This window comes from Streptomyces sp. NPDC021019 (assembly GCF_044333295.1).
Lineage (GTDB): Bacteria > Actinomycetota > Actinomycetes > Streptomycetales > Streptomycetaceae > Streptomyces.
The window spans coordinates 437,160-454,765 of sequence record NZ_JBIRQR010000001.1 but is presented as its reverse complement, the minus strand read 5'-3'; the positions used below and the strand labels follow the sequence as shown (position 1 = coordinate 454,765).

The 17,606-nt window shown below is 70.4% G+C and carries 15 protein-coding genes and 3 pseudogenes; 13 read left to right on the top strand and 5 right to left on the bottom strand.

Annotated elements, in window-relative coordinates; genetic code table 11:
* Positions 1–6 precede the first annotated feature (6 nt).
* From ACH4RG_RS02070 to ACH4RG_RS02050, 5 genes and pseudogenes are all read left to right on the top strand, one after another.
* Complete coding sequence (locus ACH4RG_RS02070; RefSeq protein WP_228921809.1) at positions 7–378, top strand: DUF6193 family natural product biosynthesis protein; 372 nt, start codon at positions 7–9, stop codon at positions 376–378.
* 7 nt (positions 379–385) lie between these two features.
* On the top strand, positions 386–700 hold the full coding sequence (locus ACH4RG_RS02065; RefSeq protein WP_398161973.1) for a hypothetical protein: 315 nt from the start codon (positions 386–388) through the stop codon (positions 698–700).
* Between the two features lie 373 nt (positions 701–1,073).
* Positions 1,074–2,143 (top strand): annotated as a pseudogene (locus ACH4RG_RS02060) (IS3 family transposase).
* Between the two features lie 523 nt (positions 2,144–2,666).
* Complete coding sequence (locus ACH4RG_RS02055) at positions 2,667–4,046, top strand: FAD-binding oxidoreductase (RefSeq protein WP_398539381.1); 1,380 nt, start codon at positions 2,667–2,669, stop codon at positions 4,044–4,046.
* A 333-nt stretch (positions 4,047–4,379) separates the two neighbouring features.
* A complete protein-coding gene (locus tag ACH4RG_RS02050; RefSeq protein WP_398539380.1) occupies positions 4,380–4,796 on the top strand; it encodes a DNA-binding protein in 417 nt (138 codons plus the stop codon).
* Positions 4,797–4,953: 157 nt separating this feature from the next.
* Here the strand turns inward: ACH4RG_RS02050 and ACH4RG_RS02045 are convergent, their stop codons facing one another.
* Positions 4,954–5,619: a response regulator gene (locus tag ACH4RG_RS02045; RefSeq protein ID WP_397918482.1), complete on the bottom strand. Its 666-nt coding sequence runs from the start codon at positions 5,617–5,619 to the stop codon at positions 4,954–4,956.
* The gene (locus ACH4RG_RS02040) at positions 5,601–6,809 is read right to left on the bottom strand and encodes a sensor histidine kinase (protein ID WP_398538965.1); all 1,209 of its coding nucleotides are present in this window, start codon (positions 6,807–6,809) and stop codon (positions 5,601–5,603) included. The genes ACH4RG_RS02045 and ACH4RG_RS02040 overlap by 19 nt, the downstream gene beginning before the upstream one ends.
* 148 nt (positions 6,810–6,957) lie before the next feature.
* Here ACH4RG_RS02040 and ACH4RG_RS02035 point away from each other — a divergent pair, with 148 nt between their 5' ends.
* The 4 genes and pseudogenes from ACH4RG_RS02035 to ACH4RG_RS02020 all read left to right on the top strand — a co-directional run bounded on the left by ACH4RG_RS02035 (position 6,958) and on the right by ACH4RG_RS02020 (position 9,700).
* Positions 6,958–7,518, top strand: coding sequence for a VanZ family protein (locus ACH4RG_RS02035; RefSeq protein WP_397918484.1), 561 nt, complete (start codon positions 6,958–6,960; stop codon positions 7,516–7,518).
* Positions 7,519–7,711: 193 nt separating this feature from the next.
* Positions 7,712–8,137 (top strand): annotated as a pseudogene (locus tag ACH4RG_RS02030) (transposase family protein); the annotation flags it as partial.
* Between the two features lie 256 nt (positions 8,138–8,393).
* Positions 8,394–8,945 (top strand): hypothetical protein, encoded by a 552-nt coding sequence (locus ACH4RG_RS02025; RefSeq protein WP_398538964.1) that lies wholly within the window; start codon positions 8,394–8,396, stop codon positions 8,943–8,945.
* Complete coding sequence (locus ACH4RG_RS02020; RefSeq protein ID WP_397930590.1) at positions 8,936–9,700, top strand: hypothetical protein; 765 nt, start codon at positions 8,936–8,938, stop codon at positions 9,698–9,700. Before ACH4RG_RS02025 ends, ACH4RG_RS02020 begins: the two co-directional genes overlap by 10 nt.
* Before the next feature lie 181 nt (positions 9,701–9,881).
* Here ACH4RG_RS02020 and ACH4RG_RS02015 read toward each other — a convergent pair whose 3' ends face one another.
* A complete protein-coding gene (locus ACH4RG_RS02015) occupies positions 9,882–11,141 on the bottom strand; it encodes an MFS transporter (protein ID WP_398538963.1) in 1,260 nt (419 codons plus the stop codon).
* Positions 11,142–11,201: 60 nt separating this feature from the next.
* Between ACH4RG_RS02015 and ACH4RG_RS02010 the strand changes: the two are divergent.
* Together ACH4RG_RS02010 and ACH4RG_RS02005 are read left to right on the top strand one after the other, a co-directional pair.
* Positions 11,202–12,232: pseudogene (locus ACH4RG_RS02010) on the top strand (ArsR/SmtB family transcription factor).
* A gap of 191 nt (positions 12,233–12,423) precedes the next feature.
* Positions 12,424–12,990, top strand: coding sequence for a hypothetical protein (locus tag ACH4RG_RS02005; RefSeq protein WP_397930592.1), 567 nt, complete (start codon positions 12,424–12,426; stop codon positions 12,988–12,990).
* A 45-nt stretch (positions 12,991–13,035) separates the two neighbouring features.
* Here the strand turns inward: ACH4RG_RS02005 and ACH4RG_RS02000 are convergent, their stop codons facing one another.
* A complete protein-coding gene (locus tag ACH4RG_RS02000; protein WP_398161979.1) occupies positions 13,036–13,698 on the bottom strand; it encodes an SMI1/KNR4 family protein in 663 nt (220 codons plus the stop codon).
* An 83-nt stretch (positions 13,699–13,781) separates the two neighbouring features.
* The gene (locus ACH4RG_RS01995) at positions 13,782–14,252 is read right to left on the bottom strand and encodes a hypothetical protein (RefSeq protein ID WP_397930865.1); all 471 of its coding nucleotides are present in this window, start codon (positions 14,250–14,252) and stop codon (positions 13,782–13,784) included.
* Positions 14,253–14,429: 177 nt separating this feature from the next.
* On the opposite strand from ACH4RG_RS01995, the gene ACH4RG_RS01990 reads away from it, so the two are divergent.
* Both ACH4RG_RS01990 and ACH4RG_RS01985 read left to right on the top strand, forming a co-directional pair.
* Positions 14,430–16,259: a BTAD domain-containing putative transcriptional regulator gene (locus ACH4RG_RS01990; RefSeq protein ID WP_398538962.1), complete on the top strand. Its 1,830-nt coding sequence runs from the start codon at positions 14,430–14,432 to the stop codon at positions 16,257–16,259.
* Positions 16,260–16,300: 41 nt separating this feature from the next.
* Positions 16,301–17,491 (top strand): hypothetical protein, encoded by a 1,191-nt coding sequence (locus tag ACH4RG_RS01985; RefSeq protein ID WP_398538961.1) that lies wholly within the window; start codon positions 16,301–16,303, stop codon positions 17,489–17,491.
* Positions 17,492–17,606: the final 115 nt, after the last annotated feature.

The window sequence follows — 17,606 nt, the reverse complement described above, 5'->3', positions numbered from 1 at the left end:
TAAATCATGGCGAGCAACGAAAAGTCCCGAAGCGCGGCAGAGATCGTGGCAGCAGAGTGGTCCGATATCCTGTCATACGGCAGGGACCTCATCAATCCGGCCGTTCCCCGAGCTGCTTACCAGCACCCGTCGCTGCGCGAGCTCTGGCCCATGGTCAGCCACGGCGTTCTGTACCTGAGCCGGTGCACCCGGTGGCCCTGGACGGACGATGTCGGTACGGCCTACCCGCTGGTCGAGGGTGGATACCGAGTGCGTCGCAGGTCCGACAAGTCCCTCCTCGGCGTGGTCGACACCGTCGAAGAGGCCTACGCGTTGATCGCCGCCAGCCTTCCCGACGGTTGCGGGCCTGCCGTCGACGGAACCCCTGACGACCTGTGATTACACCGTGGGGAGCAAGGATGTATCCCTAAGCGCGGCTGATCTCGTGGCGGTAGCGTGGTTCCAGAACATGCCCGCCGAAGGCAGTGACCTGATCATGAGCGCCCGTGCGGAACTGATCACGGCCGAAGACCCGTACTTCCGGGGGATCGGCGCCGATGCCTCGCTCCCGCACTGCATGACCATCCGACCTCTGGCCTCTGCAAGCCCCGGCGGCCCCCACATCGTGGACCTGGCCCGTGGACGCGGCTGGCTCATCTACACCTTCATGCAGCGCCACACCGATCCCCAGATCATCGTCACCGAAGCCCTTTGGGCCTGACGTCTGCGCCACCGGAGCGTCTGCAGCACACGTAGCTCCCGTTCCGCTTTCCGTCACCCACTCCGGCACAGAGCCTCAGACTGATGTCCCACCGTCGGGTGCCCCATCCGTGCCCAGCAGAGCGGACAACAGCGGTCGGACACGGTTTCCATAGACCATGCCCATCTCCGCCGACCGACGTAAAAGCGCAGCTCAGAGCCTCCTCTGCAACCCAAGCACCGTTGATTCCCAAGCGCAGAGCGCGAGTTCGATTCTCGTCACCCGCTCCATGAAAAGGCCCCAAGCCAGCGGCCGGGGCTTCTTTGTGGGGCCTTGACCTCTGATGTTGAACACACGACACACTGAATCCTGAGAATCTGAGAACGGACGTCCCCTGGTCATGAAGAACTACCCGACGCAGTTTACGGCGGACGCGGTCGCTCTGTACCAGTCGCGGCCGGAGGCGAAGATGAGGTCGGTCGCCTCCGATCTGGGGATCCATCCGGAGACCTTACGGAACTGAGTGAGGGCAGCTGGAGCAAGTCGCCCCCGCGGACGTCGGTCGCAAGATCCTGTCCAGCCGCCGACCCCGCGGGAGGCGGAGAACGCGGCTCTGCGGAAGAAGGTCCGTGAGCTGGAGGAGGAACGCGAGATCCTCCGCAATGCGGCGAAGTATTTCGCCGGGGAGACGCGCTGGTGAACCGCTTCCAGTTCGTCGCCGACCTCCACCGCCGCTACGGCGGGAAGCGGCTGTGCAGCATCCTCGGCATCAGCCGCTCGAGCTTCTACTACTGGCGCCGGACAGCCACGGACCGGGCCGCCCGACAGGCAGCCGACGCCCGCCTGGCCGCCCTGATACAGGCCGTGCACCAGGAATCGGACGGCACCTACGGCGCCTCACGAATCACCGCCGAGCTCCGCGATACGAGCGGAGAGGCACTCAACCACAAGCGCGTCGCCAGGATCATGCGGGCGTTCGGCATCGAAGGGGTCCGGTTGCCCCGCCGGCACCGCACCACCGTCGCTGACCCAGCGGCGGCCAGGTCACCGGGCCTGATCGGCCGCGACTTCACCGCCACGGCTCCGAACACGAAGTACCTGGCCGCAGCGATCCGCACCCGCGGCAGCCTCGCCGGATCGATCATGCACACCGACCACGGAGCCCAGTACACGAGCAGATCCTTCGCCGAAGCCTGCAAGTCGGCAGGGATACGCCGGAGCATGCGCGCGGTCGGGTCCAGCGCGGACAACGCACTCGCCGAGTCCTTCGACGCGACCTTCAAACGCGGGACCCTGCAACAACGAAGAAGCTGGCCACCCGAGCGCGAGGCCCGACGCGACGCCTTCCGATGGCTCCACCGCTACACCACCCGACGCCGACGTTCCTGCCTCGGACAACGATCACCGATCGCCTTCGAGAACGCCCTCCACCGCACACCAACTACGCTGGCACAAGCCGCATAACGTGTGTTCGGGATTCGGGCTCAAGGCCCCCTTATAGTCCGACTCCGACCATGGCCTGGCAATCCGCGCGATCGGCGTTGCACCAAGGCGGATGTCAACCGGGCCCGTTGCGCACGGCTGTCCGCCGGATCCCGTGCACCGCGCCCGGCGGCTCTGCGGCACCGTTCCAGCCTCGTCCCTCTGGGCGAGTACACAGCCGCGGGCCCCCAGCGATCACGCTCGACTCCGGCCACGGGTGCCGCAGGAGGGCGGATCGCTCGCTGACCTCTGATCCTCGACATACAAGACCGACCGCCGGGGGTGCCTGGCGGCGATACCCTCCGAGTCGCCCGCCGACCTGGTTCTTTCCGTTGGTGCCGCGTGGATGTTCCCGAGGCTGTCGAGTTGAGCATCCGACTCATGGGCGTAGCGTGGAAGGGAACCAGGCCAGGCGCAGCCGGGTCGGAGAGTGGCCGGGGGAGCATGGGCCGACCAGGGCTGAGGGGTGGGTATCTCGGGAGCTCGCGGCAACGACGCGCAAGGAGTGAGGTTGGTGAGAAACTCATCGATCGAACGGTTGCGGGAACGCGTACGGGGGCCGGTAGTCACTCCTGACAGCGATGGCTACGACGAGGCCCGCAAGGTCTACAACGCCATGATCGACAGGCGACCGGCCGCCGTCGTGCAGTGTGCCAATGCGGGCGATGTCATGGCCGTGGTCGATTTCGCAGGGGGCAACGAGCTGGACTTGGCGGTGCGCGGCGGTGGGCACAGTGTGCCCGGCTTCGGGACCTGCGACGACGGCGTGGTGGCCGATCTGTCCGGCATGCGAGGCGTCCGCGTGGATCCCGAGCGACGAACCGCGCGTGTGGACGGCGGAGCGACCTGGGGCGACTTCGACGCGGCGACGCACGCGTTCGGTCTGGCGACCACGGGCGGGATCGTCTCCACCACCGGCGTCGCGGGACTCACCCTCGGTGGCGGCATCGGATACCTCACCCGCAGCCTGGGTCTGAGCTGCGACAACCTGATCTCGGCCGATGTGGTGACGGCGGAGGGCAAGCTGCTCGTCGCGAGCGAGCAAGAACACGACGACCTCTTCTGGGCCATCCGCGGCGGCGGCGGCAACTTCGGCGCGGTGACATCGCTCGAGTTCCGGCTCAGTCCGGTCAAGGACGTCTATGGCGGGCCCATCCTGTACGAGTTGGAAGATGCCGGCACGGTTCTGCGTTCCTTCCGCGAACTCATCGCTGACGCCCCGGAGGAACTCGGCGGCTTCCCCGCCTTCCAGATCGCCCCACCTCTGCCGTTCATACCTGAGAACCGGCACGGCGACACTTTCATTCTGATCGTCGCGTGCTGGGCCGGTTCCATGGATGAGGGAGAGCGCGCCGTCCAGCGGTACCGCGATATCGCACCGGTGGTTGCCGAGCACGTAGGGCCGATGCCGTACTCCGCGCTCAACAGTGCGTTCGACGCGCTGGTGCCGCCTGGTCTGCAGCATTACTGGAAGGCCAACTTCGTGACGGAGCTGAGTGATGCGGCGATCACAGCACACCTCGACCACGGGCCTCGGCTACCCGCCATGAATTCGACGGTGCACATCTACCCGATCAACGGTGCCTGCCACCGCGTGGCACCGCAGGACACGGCCTTCGCCTACCGGGATGCCACGTTCGCCACCGTCATCGCCGGAATGTGGCCGGACCCTGCCGACAACGAGGCCAACACCGCCTGGGTGCGTGACTACTACCAGGCCACCGCTCCGCACTCGGAGGAAGGCGGGTACATCAACTTCATGGCCGAGGACGACCAGGACCGGATCAGGGCCAACTACCGGGGCAACTACGAACGCCTCGTAGAGGTCAAGAGGGCTTACGACCCCAGCAACCTGTTCCACGTGAACCAGAGCATCAAGGCGTAGGGGTGACCGGCGTCCGCATGGGACATGGGAATGGACGTACCTGAGCAGCTGGGCTCACCCTGGGCAGGACCCGTCGCGCCGCCGACCCTCGTGCCCCCATCCGTCCCTGCAGAGCGGACGACAGCGGTCAGATACGGCTCCCCCAGACCGTCGTCATACACCTCGTCCAGCGTGAAAGTGCAGGTCAGAGCCCCTCAACGGTTCAAGAACCGCTGATTCCGAAGCTCAGAGCACGAGTTCGAGTCTCGTCACCCGCGCCACGACTAAGGTCCAGGTCAATGACCGGGGCCTTTCGCTTCCCCTCCATCGGCATCGGCCCTGAGTCTCACCCCGCTGTGGACAGCCGGAGAGCGACCGCCCCTCCGGTCACACCCGGAGCAGGTAGTCGCGGTCTCCGCCTGGATCGCGCAGGACCGCAAGCTCCTCGCGATGCTTCAGGTCTTCCACGACATGGGAGCCGACCTGGTGGTCGGGGCCAACACCATCGCGGAAGTCAGCCACTCCCGCACCAACCTGCCTCGCCTCAACTGGGCTCTGTCCCGTGTCATGGTGGAGCCGGTCACCGAACAGGCGGCGAAGGCGGCAGCGGAGCTGCTCAAAGGTGCTGGGCTGCACGGGCACACGTACGCCATCGACGCCACGGTCGCAGAGGTCGCCCTACGCCAACCGAAGCCCGTCGCTCTCCCTACCTCCGACACCGACGACATGACCAAACTCTGCGGAAACCAGATCCGCGTCATCCCTCTCTGACCCGCCGACCCACCCCGAGCACACCCCTTGGCAGGGTCCGCCGCGCTACTGCCCTCGTGCCTCATCCGTGCTCAGCGGAGCGGACGACAGCGGGTCTGGGAACCGGGGTCCTTCCCTTCCCCGCACGCACCCGGCCTCCGCGCGAGGCGCCGACGCTTCAGGCTCCGCGTCCTATCAGACCGCTGCGCCAGGCCCAGGCCGCGGTCTCCACGCGGTTTCTCGCTCCGAGCTTGGACTGCACATGGGTGAGGTGTGTTTTGACCGTTCCCACGGTGATGGACAGGGCGGCCGCTATCTCGGCGTTGGTCATGCCCTCGGCCAGCAGCACGACTACCTCCTTCTCTCGCGGCGAGAGCTTGGTGGCCGGCTCCGGGCCGCGGGGCGCCGGTCGGAGCTGCTTGAGGAGCCGCACGGTGATCGAGGGGCTGACCAGCGAGTCGCCGACCGCAGCCGCACGGACCGCCTCGGCCAGCAGACGCGGGCCGGAGTCCTTGAGGATGAATCCGCTGGCCCCCGCAGCCACCGCGCGCGCCAGGTAGTCCTCGTCGTCGAAGGTCGTCACCATCACGACCTGGGGCCGGTGCACGGCATGGGGCCGGGTGAGGTGGCGCAGGGCGTCCAGCCCGTCCAGGCGGGGCATCCGGATGTCCATCAGAACGACGTCCGGCCGGTGCAGTTCGGCCATCTCCAGGGCGTGGAGGCCGTCCTGGGCCTGGGCGACGACATGGATGTCGTCCTCGGCGGAAAGAATCATGGACATACCGGTGCGGACGATCTCCTGGTCGTCGGCGAGCAGCACCCGGATCACGGGCCGTCCCTCCACGCGCTCTCCAAGGGGATGCGGGCGTGTACGCGCCAGCGTCCACTGCCGTCGGGACCCGCCTGAAAGAAGCCGCCCTCGGCGGTGACGCGTTCCCCAAGTCCGACGAGACCGTACCCCACCGTCGTCGGTGCCCCCGCCCCGGGCAGATCGTTGGTGATGTCGATCTCCACGGATCGGGGGAGCGCTCGGAGCACCACGGAGACCTGCCGGGAGTCCGGCGCGTGCTTACGCACATTCGTCAGGGACTCCATGGTGACCCGGTGCACAGCCGCCATGGGCGCTGTCGGCAGACTGTCGACGGGGCCCTCCTCCTCGAGCCGGGCAGGCCCGCCGCCACGCAGCGCGAAGGTCGCCACCAGAGCTCGCAGATGTTCCGCTTCGCCCGCCGGTACGAGCGGGGCCTCCGTCCGGAGCCCACTCACCATGTGCCGCAGCGCCCGGAGTGCCTCCGAGGCCGCCCCTTCGATCTGGCCCAGCGCCGAAACCGTCACCTGCGGATCGGACGCCGCGACCACCTGGGCGCCCTGGGCCTGCACCACGATGCCCGTCACATGGTGCGCGACGAAGTCGTGCAGGTCCCGGGCGAAGGTGAGCCGCTGCTCCAAGCGCACCTGCTCAGCGTGACGCCGCCGGTCAGCGGCTGCCAGCCGGGACACGAGCGCCCCGGTCGACCCCGCACAGACGGCGAACGTACAGAGCAGCGCCAGGACAAGGCTGTTCTCCGTGGCCTCCACCGCTACCGGACGCAGAACCACGGCCAGGCACAACAGGAGGGACGCCGCCACGGCCGGCAGCGCGGCACCGTACCGGACGGTGAGGACCAGCACCACGAGGAGTGCTGTGATCTCGAACAGGGTGTAGGCGTCGGCGTGCCGTGCCGACGCCTCCGGCGACCCGGCGGCGACACGCATCCACGCACTGCACGTGAGGGACAAGGCCCCCGCCAGTGTGCCGGCCCCCGCCACGAGCCGCGGATCGCTTCGCCACCGGCGCACCGCCCCTACCGCGAGGGCAAGAACGGGTGCGGCTGCCGAGAGGAGGGCCTGGGGTACGAGGACGGACCGGTAGACACCGGTGCGGTAGTCGGCGGCGAGCGCCGACACCAAGGCCGCCCCGACGAGAACGACGCCGAGGCGGAACAGGACACGACGCACCCGGGAGGAGCGTCTGCCGAGATGCGGGGAAGCCATACGGGCAGCGTACGTATCCGGGGTCGGGAGCCCCTCTGCCAAAAGTCGTAGTGCTCCGCGCGGGCTCCTTCCTTCGGTAGATCCGCCCTGGCATCTCAACGGACGACGATCGCTCAGGACGATCGGTACGTGAACCTCAGGAGCACCCATGAACTTCCAGATCCACATTCCCACCGCCGCGATCCTGGGGCCCGCGCTCGCCGTCTTCGCCCTCGTGGCCTTGGTACGCCACCGACGCGGCTTCCCCGACTGGCAAGGCGGCTCGCTGGTGCTGCGCGGCGTCACCGCGCTCTACGCCGCAGCCGTCGCCTCCCTCACCTTCTTCCCTCTGTGGATCTACGGCGGGGACTATCGGAACCAGGCAGAATGGATCGGGCAGATTCAGCCGATCCCGTTGCTCCTGGCCGACATCACCATGGCCCCCAACGTGATCATGTTCATGCCGCTCGGCTTCCTGCTGCCGCTGCTCCTCCCCCGACTCGACCGCAGCCGCACCCTCCTGGCCTGCGCGCTCATCAGCCTGGGCATCGAGGCAGTCCAACTGCTCCAGTACATCGCCTTCGCCATGGGTCGCGCCGTCGACGTCAACGACCTGATCGCCAACACCATCGGTGGTCTCCTGGGTTACGCGGTCCTGCGCGCCGCCCAGCGCGGGACCGCCACCCGCAGGATGCTGGACAAGGTGTCTCCGTCGTCCGCGACCGTCTGACCGCCACCGAGGCAGCAGGTGAGCCCCTCAAAGGCTCCCGCTGCACGGGCACGCCATCGACACCGCGGCCGAAGGAACTGAGCCCTTTTCGAGCCGGCCGTCCTGACCCCGCGTGGCACCATGGCGCGGAACGACGAAGTTCCTGGTAGACGGGTTCTCGGCCAAGACCGTCCGCGTCTGCCAAGAGCTTCGCGTGCTTGTCTGCCCATCCTCGACCGACCTGTCCAGCCGCCCTCTGCGGTTCCTGACCGAACAACCGGCAGCCCGGCGACACGAGACCGGAACGCGGTGGCGGCGCCTTCCTGCCGGACGCCAGGCCTGCCCGCCCTGGCCCACCTGCGGTGCGGTGACACCTACGCCCAGCTCGCCACCGGGTACGGCATCGGGATCGCAACCGTGTACCGCTCCAGACGTGAAGCCGTCGAGGCTCCGGCCGCACCCGCCCCGCCCCGCCCCTGGACGAGGCGACGCCGCCGATGCCCCGTACTACTCCGGGAAACATGAATGCCACGCCATGAACGTCCAGGGCCTGGTCCTCGCCGATCCCTTCGGGCGGCTGCTCCGAGCCTCGCCGGCTCTGCCCGGCTCGACTCACGACCTGCCCGCCGCCCGGCAGCACCGGAAGGCGCCGGCGTTCTGGACGAGATCCCGGCCGCGTACGAGCCCATCGAGGCAGGACTCCTCCCCCCGACGTCGATACCGATGGCCCCGCGTGCGAGTGGGTCGCCGCCCGACTTCCTGACGGCTGCGGGCCGGCCATGGACGGAACCCCTGACGCTCTGCGACCGTGGGGCACTCCCGCAAGCCTCATATCTGCAAGCTCACATCCGTATCGTCACGATCGGCGAGGGGGGCGCATGCGTAGTAATCCCCTGATGCGGGAAATCCTGCGGACGACAGGTCTCACCGACCTGAGCGATCGGGATATCCCGCCTGTGTTCCGTGAAGTGGTGGAACGCGGGTGGTCCGTCACGGCCTCCGGTGGGCGCGTGCTGACCGCCCTCCGTCCGGAGACGCCCGGCCCCTACTTCGACCGGCTCGCGGAGGAGACTACGAGCAACGGGAGGGGGATGACCGACTACGACCTCCCGGCCGCTCCGCACGAACGCACGCCCCTTCTCGTCCGGAGGTGCCTGGCCTACGTGTGTGCCTGCCTTCGGAAGGCACAGGAGGAGTTCGGTGATGCCGAAGTGAGGGCGTACATCTTCCTCTCCTTCGTCGATATCGACGAAGATGCGGGTGCGGAAGCGGATGCGGATGCGGATGCCGGAGACGCCGATTCCGGCGCCGGCAGAGGTCTCCTCACCTCCAACGTCACCTTCTGCACTCCGCTCCCGGACGTTCGCCCCTACATCCCGGCCCTGGAGAATGTCAGGGACGCGGCTGTCGCGGAGATCTCCGTGGGGGACTGCTCGGCATGGTCGTGACCGACCCGCTCGCCCTCGACGGGCAGTGGCGCTACAGCGAACACTGGCTCTCGGCGGGGGACAAGAGGATCGTCCCGGTGCCGGCAGGCAGCCACACCGGCGCCTCCCTCGCCCGGCGTGTCGCCGGGGGGTGCCGAACAGCGGGCGTCGACGCCGTGCTGCTCATGCGTCCCGACGCCGGGGCGACTGCTCCGGCAGACCGTCTACCGCCGACCGACCCCTGCCTCCTCACGCTGTCTCCGCCCCTTCTGCTCATCGCCGCGGGCCTGGAGGGTGCGGTCCTCTTCTCCCGGCCCGGCTTCGCACTGGTCGCCGGTACGGCGGCGTTCCTCGCGGGGGCCGCTCCGGAAGGAGTGGACCAAGGCCGGGCCCGATTCGCCCGCTACGCCCGTGTCGCGGCGCGGCAATGGCCCGATCTGGTTTCGACGGCTCGGGCGTTCCGCCCCGCCCACTTCGCCTGGAAGGGACCAGGGGACGTTCCTGCGGGTACCGCCACGGCCCAACAGTTGGCGCTCATGGACGACTTCGCAGCAGAACGGTGCACGGCTGCGGATTTCGCCGTCGGATGGCTGGACGCGAGGCGGCGTTCGCAACGGTGGGGCGAACGGGTCCGCGGTCCGTTGGAGGCCCTCCTCGACCATGTCTTCTCGCTGTTGGAGGACCATTCCATCGACCCGCGACGCAAGGGGCCCGACGACCTGTCGGGCGAGGAGCTGAGGAACGCCGTGATCGGACTGCTGCCGGAGGCGAAGTGATCAGGGTCAGAACCTGTCTGCCGGCCCGCTGCCACCACCACGCGGCCGTTCCCGTCGGCCCCGGGCCCGGGCCCGGAGGAGCATGTGAAGGGCGTGTCGGCCCCGTGCTCCGCCGCTCCGCGCCGCCCGCATTCCGTCGACGCCCGCTGTCCGCTGTCCGCTGCCGCGCATGAGGCGTCCCCTATTCCATGGCCGGACCCCGCGTTCCGCGGCCGGCGTCGGCCCCGGTCGGTACGGCTTCGGAGGGCACGTCCCCGGCCGGCACAGCTCCGGCCGGCGGCCCGGGGCGCCGGAGGCCGGGCGTGAGGGCGAGGGTGACCGCTGCGGAGGCGGCTGCCATCACGGTCATGGCGGTCGCCGGCGACGTGAGCTGCGCGATGCCGCCGGCGACCGCCGCCGCGACGCCCTGCATGGTGAACATCCCTGAGTGGTGCAGTCCGAAGGCGTGCCCCCTCAGCTCGCCCGGGACCATGGTCATCAGGCGTTCCTGGAGCAGCAGGTTGGCGGAGAAGCCGACCGAGGCCAGGGTCACGGCGGCGAGGGCCACGGGCAGCGCCGGGTGCAGGGCGAAGATCAGGTAGGGGGTGGCGAGCAGCAACAGCAGGGGTGGCGCGCCGAGTCCGTCGCGCCACCGCGGGGGCAGGAAGCGGCCCGCCAACGCGTCTCCCGCCAGCATGCCCACCGCGGCGGAGGCGAACAGGAGCCCCGCGTGGCGTGGGGCGTGGGAGACGAAGAGCGACTCACAGCCGACGACGAGACCGTTGGGCACCCACAGCGCCAGGTAGACGCGGCGCCGTGGCTTCGATGCCCACAGGCGCGCGTTGCTCCGCCAGGTCTCCCGCACGGACGGACGCCCCTGTGCGCGCGGCGGCCGGCTCGCGAGACAGGTGCGAGCGACGGACGCGGCCACGACGAAGAGGGCGGCGCCGGTCAGCAGGGCCCCGCGGGGAGTCAGGACGTTGACGAGCACGGCGCCGACGGCGTACCCGAAGATCTGCAGCGTTCCCGCGCACATGTTGAGCACCGAACGGCCGAGCAGGTAGCCCTCCGCGGGGACGATCTCGGCGAGCAGTCCGTAGCGCACCCCGCCGCCGACCGAGCCGAGCATGCCCTGCACCGCCAGGATCGCGAAGATCGTCGCGACGGACAGACCGGGCAGGGCGAGGACGGTGGTGACCGCCGCGAAGAAGAGCGCCAGGCCGGTGGTCGCGGCGCGCGGCGGCAGACGGTCCGTCGCCGACAGCAGGAAGGTCGCACCGATGATCTGCGCAAGCAACGGGCCGAACATGCTGAGGGCGGTGAGGAACGGTGAGCCCGTCGCGTCGTGGACGAGCGTCCCGATGGCCATTCTGCTGATCGTCTGTGCCGCCATGTGCGCGGCGGTCGCCGAGAGCAGCGGAGAGAACTCCGGAGTCCTGAAAAGCTCCTGGTAGGTGCGCATGGCCGGAGTGTCGGCACGCGTTCCGGCACGGAGGTAATGTTTCGCGGGGAGGCGAAACCCTTGGGCTGCTGGGAAGTCAACGCGGATACGGTCGCGAGCAGCCGTTTCGTCGTGTCGCCCCTCTGCGAGACGATCGCGAGCCTGATGCCCTGGAGAGGGAATCCCCCGCGCACACCGCCGAGCGCCGCTGGCTGGACCGGCACGGGCCCGCCTACCGTGAACGGCTGACCGCCGATCCGGTCACCGCCCTGCTGGTACGCGTCGCCCTGGGCAGGTACCGGTGGATCGCCGACTTCGTGACACCGGTGCCGTCCCGGGAGGGGGAGGCGCAGGACGGTGCGGAGTTCCCTGACGCGTTGGCGCGGATCCGTGAGACGCCGGCCGACACCGCACGCACCGACCTGGAGATCGCTCACCGGGGGCCGCTGCCGGGCCCGTTGCTGCGCGCCGATCTGCCGGAGCGCATCGCCGACCTGCTGGAGTGGGTGTGGCGGGAGACCGTGGCGCCCGACTGGTCGCGACGGCGGCGCGTCATCGAGGCCGATGGGGTCGCGCGTACCAGCCAGTTGAGCCAACAGGGCTGGGCAGCGGCTCTGGACGGCATGCATCCGGAGATGCGATGGCTGGGCGGCAACCGGCTGCAGATCAACGCCCGCGCCTTCCCACCCCGGCAACTGATGGGCGCGCCGCTGCTGTTCGTACCGGTCACGGCGCGCAGGGGGTGGATCTCCACGGACCGTCCGGACGCCGGCGGCGCGGTCCACCGCAACGCCGTGGTGTACCCCTGCTCGGGCACGCTGGCGGAGCAGGAGCGAGCCGCCGTTCCGGAGGCGCTGGCCAGGCTGCTCGGTGCCGGTCGGGCGAGCGTTCTGATGCTCCTGGACAGCCCGATGAGCACGACGCACCTGGTGGCGGTGACGGGCCAGGGTCTGGGTTCGGTGGGCCGCCACTTCAAGGTGCTCCTGGACGCCGGGCTGGTCGGCCGACGCCGTGCGGGGCGGTCCGTGCTCTACTACCGCACCTCTGTCGGCGACGGGCTGGTGCGGGCACAGGACTCCGCCCTCGGTTCCGGCCCCTGGTCGAGGGCCTGACCCTGCGGCCTGACCGAGGGCCCCTGCGGCTCGGATGCGGTCCCGACGCCGCCACACCGCCCGCATCGCCCTCGCCCGCGTCACCGCACGGGTCCGGGCCGTCTTTCCGGGCCGCTGCCGCCCGTAGCCGGGTCGACGAGTTGCCGACTGGCCAAGTAGCCGAGTAGCCCGGGGAGGGTGTACTTCCTCCTATGACGCACACCACCGACAGCCTGGCCGCCGAGCTCCAGCGCCTGCGGGACCGTCCGAGTGCCGCCCTCGCGCCGCCCGTTCTCGCCCTCTTCGCCGTTGACGTCTCCGGGGGCGCGGCGGCGTACGGACGGCGCCTGCGGTCGGTGCTCTCCGCCGCGGTGCGGCTGGGCCGCACCGCGGATTTCGAGCAGGAGGATCTCCCGGCCGACGGTGTACCGGATTGGTTCACCGCTGTGAGTCCCGGGAGCGGGGAGCGGGCCGCCCCGCAGTTCGCACGGACCGGCCGCGACGGGTACGTGACGCACACCGGGGGCGGCCGGCCGTGGGAGCTCCACGACTGGCTGCACCGTTTCGCTCCCGACGAGAGCTCCCGGGGCTGGGAGTGGTGGGACGCCACACAGGTCGGGCCGGACCGCCTCCACCTCTGGGTGGACAGCCGGGGGGAACCCTTCTTCGGGTGCCAGGAACTGCTCTGGGCCGCCTGGGCGGCGGGGGCGCTCTGTGTCGACGGTCCCGTTGTTCACCGGTCCGCCGTGTGGTCGGCGGAGCGAAACGCCACGCGCTGACACGCGCCGCTCACTGACGGCGTCGGCCGGCGGCGGGTGCCCTCGTCAGGGCTGACGCACAGCCCGGTCCCCCACGGCCCGGTCGTCGGGCAGCGGTATGACGTTCCACCGCAGCCGCTGTTGCTCGTCCACCTCGGGCCTGAAGTGTTCGACGGGCCGGCCGGTCTCCAGCGACGCGGCTACGGTCTCCATGAGCACGGGCAGGGACGCCCACACCTCATGGGATCCACGCGTGACGCCCTCCACGGCCTCGGCTTGATGGACACGCCCGCGGTCGGTCTCCGGGCGCTGGTCCAGCACGAGGTAGCCCCCGCCCACGTCCCGTGCGATGGGGATCAACCGAGGATGTCCGTAGAGAACGCTGCTGAACCCCCTGCCCATGAAGTCGAAGTCCCCCTCGTCGGCCCCGATCTCCTCCGCAGTGCGCCTGTCGTAGTACACGGTGAGGCGCCGCCACTCGTCCGCGATCCGGCGTGCGCCGATCGGCCTGTAGAACCCGGGCAGCAGTTCCCCTCCCTGGTCGCGGAGGCCGTCGTGCCGCAGCAATGACGTCACCAGGGGCCTCGGGAGCGGGTGGCCGATGTCCCGTTCGGTCGCGGCGATATCCGCCGGATCGGCGGGCGGCGCCAGTGCCCCGTAGGTCGTCGGCGCGTGCTCGGCCAGCCAGTTCTCGATGCGCGTCCACGACTCACTGATCGGTGCGGTCATGGCACGGGATCCTGCCAGTGGGTACTGACATTCACCGGTGCGGCCCCGGTCCTGGTAGCTCCTTGCCGACGCCCCGCTTTACGTCACCCGTGCATCGCGGACGTGTACGCGAACAGCGCGATCACGCCGGCGACGCACACGAGGATCACCCATGAGCTGAATCCGGTGTGCCTTCCCCTGCCGTTCCGCCGCACGGACCTGCGGGGCCGCCGCGACCGCCGGGTCCGCCCCGTCTCCGCCCGGTCCGGAGCGGGCCGCGCCGCGTCGGCCGCCGCTTCGGCCAGCAGGCGCCGGCAGGTCGCGGCGAGCACGCCCGTACCGGCGGAGAGGGACACCACGGCCTCCGAACGCGCCGGAGCGGTGGTGCCGCCGTCCAGGATGCGGCCCGCGCGTACGAGAATCTCGTCCCGGCCGCCTGCCGGAGCAAGGCTGATCCACCGCCGTACGTGTTCCCCCCGGATGACCATCCCCCCGGACCGCTCCCGGTACACGGTGTGCTCCCGCCACAACACCGCCGCCAACTCCTCTGCGGTGTCTCTCAGTTGTGTGCCCATCATCCGCCCCCCTACCTCGCATCGAATCGAACAAGCATCGAACTCTACTGGCGGGTGCGGGCCCCTGAGCATCAGCCCCACCCCGCGACGGCCCGGCCCGCACCACCCGGCGGCTCCTTCGGTTCGGTCGCGGACGGTGGCCGTTACAGTGGCGGTCGAAGGTGGGGGGCAGCAGCTGTGGACTTCGGAGTACTGGGTCCGCTGACCGTGTGGCGGGCCGGCGTACCCCTGGAACTGGGCACGCCGAAAGGGCAAATCCTCCTGGCGGTCCTGATGAGCCGACCGGGCCGGCCGGTCTCCGACGACGCGCTGGTCGAAGCGGTCTGGGGCGAGGAACAGCCGAAGAGCGCCGCCAAGAACGTGCAGACCTACGTCCACCGGCTCCGGCACCGCCTGGGCGACCCGGGACGCATCGCCCGCGAGGGCGGGGGCTACGTACTGCGGGCCGACCGTGCCGAGGTGGACGCGGCACGCTTCGAGGACCTGGCGGTCGCGGCCCGGACGGCGCTCGCGGCAGGTGAACGCGAGCGGTCGCGGCGGCTCTTCGCGGAGGCCCTGGGGCTCTGGCGGGGCCCCGCGTTCGCCGGGGTCGCCGACCTGCCGGCGCTGGGCCCGGAGGCCACGCGCCTCGATGAACTCCGGCTCGGGGTGGCCGAGGAGCGGATCGACGTCGATCTGCGGCTCGGCCGGCACGGCGAGCTTCTCGGCGAGCTGACAGCCCTGACGATGGAGCACCCGTTCCGCGAGCGGATGTGGGCGCAGCTCATGCTCGCGCTGTACCGCTGCGGCCGGCGGGCTGACGCGCTGCAGGCCTACCTCCAGGTCCGTGAGGTTTTGGCCGAGGAGACCGGCCTGGAGCCCGGCCACAGGTTGCGCGATCTGCACCGGGCCATCCTCAGCGAGGACCCCGCACTGGACCGGCCGGTTCCGGGCGGGAAGCAGGGCGAGGAAACGGGCGGGGGGCCGGGCGGGGGGCCGGATGGGGAACAGAACCAGGAACCGGGCCAGGAACCGAGCCAGGAACCGGACCGGCGCATCGTCACCGGGGCGCGGATGCTGCCTCCGGCGCTCGGCGACTTCAGCGGTCAGCGGGCGGAGTTGGCGGAGATCGATGCCCGGCTCCGTGAGCACCGCGCCGCGGACGAACCGGCCGCCACGGTGACGATCTCGGGCCCCGGCGGGGTCGGCAAGACCGCCCTCGCGGTGCAGGCCTCGCACCGGCTGAGGTCCGCGTACCCCGATGGTCAGCTGTTCGCGGCGCTGGACGGCGCACGTACGCAGCGGGTCTCCCCCGCCACAGTGCTCGGCCGCTTCCTGCGGGCCCTGGGAGTGCCCGCCACGGCGGTGCCCGACGATCCGGAGGAACGCACGGACCTCTATCGGGGCATGCTGGCGGAGCGTCGGGTCCTGGTCGTGCTCGACGACGCTTTCGACGAGGAGCAGTTGGCTCCCCTGCTGCCGACGAGCGGCACCTGCGGCGTGATCGCCACCGGCCGGGTGCGGCTGGCCGGGCTGGGGGGCGCGCACCGGGTCGAGCTCCGCGAGATGTCCGAGGCCGACAGCCTGGCCATGCTGCGCGGCACGGGCGGACGGCTGGCCTCGGCCGCCCCGGCGGAGCTGTCCGACCTGGTACGGCTGTGCGCGCGGCTGCCGCTGGCACTGCGCATCGCCGGAGCGCTCCTGGTGTCCCGGCCGCACTGGCGCCCCGCGGACCTCGTGGCGCGGCTGGCGGACGAACAGCACCGGCTGGACGCCCTGCGCTACCGCGATCTTGAGGTGCGGGCCAGTTTCGGGCTGAGCTACGAGGGGATCCGGCCCGGGGCACGGCGGCTGTTCCGGCTTCTCGGGTTGCTGGAGGCGCCCGATTTCCCGCTCTGGGCGGCGGCCGCCGCGCTCGACACCGGGCTGCGGGCGGCCCAGGAGCTCCTCGACGAGCTGGTCGACGTACACCTCCTCGACGTCACCGGAACGCCGAACGGCCAGGCGCGTTACGGTTCCACGACCTGATCCGCGCGTACGCCCGGGAACGCGCGGAGGCGGAGGAGCCGGTGGAGGCCCGGGACGGGGCCGTCGTCCGCGTCCTCGGCGCGCTCCTGGCCTTCACGGACATCGCTGACCGCGACCACATGGGACAGAACATGTTCCAGCGGGACGCCGTCCGGTGGCAGCCGGCGGTGGTGGAGGCCGGCCTGCCGCCCTCCGTGCCGCCGATGCGGTTGCTGGACGCGGAACGGGTGCCCCTGGTGGCCGGGGTGCGGCAGGCCGCCGAGCTGGGCAGGGACGAGCTCTGCTGGGAACTGGCCGTGGGCGGGCACGCGCTGTTCGAGACGGAGCGGTACTTCGACGACTGGCAGGAGTGCTACGAGACGGCGATGGGCCTGGCCAGGGCCGCGGGCAATCTGCGGGGCCGGGCCAGACTGCTCATCTCCATGGCCGGACTGCTCTACACCCGGCGCCGCTACGGTCCGGCCGAGGAGTCCAACACCGAGGCCATGGAGCTGTTCGAGCGGATCGGGGACCAGCGGGGCTATCTGGAGGCGCTGAGCAACGCGCCGTTCTTCCTCGTGCCCAACGGCCGGCTGACCGAGGCGATCACCGCCGGCCGCGAGGCCTTCGTACGGCTCGACGCGGGCGGACAGCCGGCCGCGGCCCTGCACGCGTACTCCCAGGTCGGCCTCGCTCATCTGCAGGCGGGCCGGCCGGAGCGCGCGGCGGCGGTCCTCACGGAGATCATCGACGGCGCGCGGAAGCAGGGCATCCGGACCCTGATCGCGCGGGACACCTACTGGCTCGGCCAGGCACAGCTCGCACTCGGCCGGCCCGCGGAGGCCGAGAGGTCGTTCACCGAACTGGCCGAGTGCTCCCGGAACATCGGGTCGTCCGGCATGTTCTACACCGCCCACGCCTGGGGCTGTCTCCACCTGGCCCGGGGCGAGCACGCCGAGGCGCGCCGCCGTCTCCTCGAAGGCGTCGAGATCGCGCACGCACTCCACGACCCCATGTTCGAAACCCGTGTCCTCGTCGACCTGCTCGATGCCCGCCTGTACGGTCCGCGTGAGCTGCCGGCCGCGATCGGCCGGGGGGAACACGCGGTCGAGGTGGCCCGCGGCATCGACTACCCGTACCTGCTCGCGGGCGTACTGGAGAAGCTCGCCGGGCTGCGGGACGCGGCGGGTGACGCCACCACCGCGCGGCACCTGGCCGACGAGGCGGCCGTCGTGCGGGACAGGATCCGCTGAGCCTCGCCGGACGGCACCGCACGGCGCGGCACGTAGTCCTTCCGGCGTCGTCCCGGGCGTGTACCAGCCGTATTCCGTGCTGTGGCACCCTGCGCGCCAACGACGGAACACTTCT

Bases quoted from the DNA above. Each gene is read 5' to 3' on its own strand.
- ACH4RG_RS02070 (WP_228921809.1), top strand. From the start codon at position 7: ATGGCGAGCAACGAAAAGTCCCGAAGCGCGGCAGAGATCGTGGCAGCA.
- ACH4RG_RS02040 (WP_398538965.1), bottom strand. From the start codon at position 6,809: ATGGCTTCCCCGCATCTCGGCAGACGCTCCTCCCGGGTGCGTCGTGTC.
- ACH4RG_RS02035 (WP_397918484.1), top strand. From the start codon at position 6,958: ATGAACTTCCAGATCCACATTCCCACCGCCGCGATCCTGGGGCCCGCG.
- ACH4RG_RS02025 (WP_398538964.1), top strand. From the start codon at position 8,394: ATGCGGGAAATCCTGCGGACGACAGGTCTCACCGACCTGAGCGATCGG.
- ACH4RG_RS02020 (WP_397930590.1), top strand. From the start codon at position 8,936: ATGGTCGTGACCGACCCGCTCGCCCTCGACGGGCAGTGGCGCTACAGC.
- ACH4RG_RS02015 (WP_398538963.1), bottom strand. From the start codon at position 11,141: ATGCGCACCTACCAGGAGCTTTTCAGGACTCCGGAGTTCTCTCCGCTG.
- ACH4RG_RS02005 (WP_397930592.1), top strand. From the start codon at position 12,424: ATGACGCACACCACCGACAGCCTGGCCGCCGAGCTCCAGCGCCTGCGG.
- ACH4RG_RS02000 (WP_398161979.1), bottom strand. From the start codon at position 13,698: ATGACCGCACCGATCAGTGAGTCGTGGACGCGCATCGAGAACTGGCTG.
- ACH4RG_RS01995 (WP_397930865.1), bottom strand. From the start codon at position 14,252: ATGGGCACACAACTGAGAGACACCGCAGAGGAGTTGGCGGCGGTGTTG.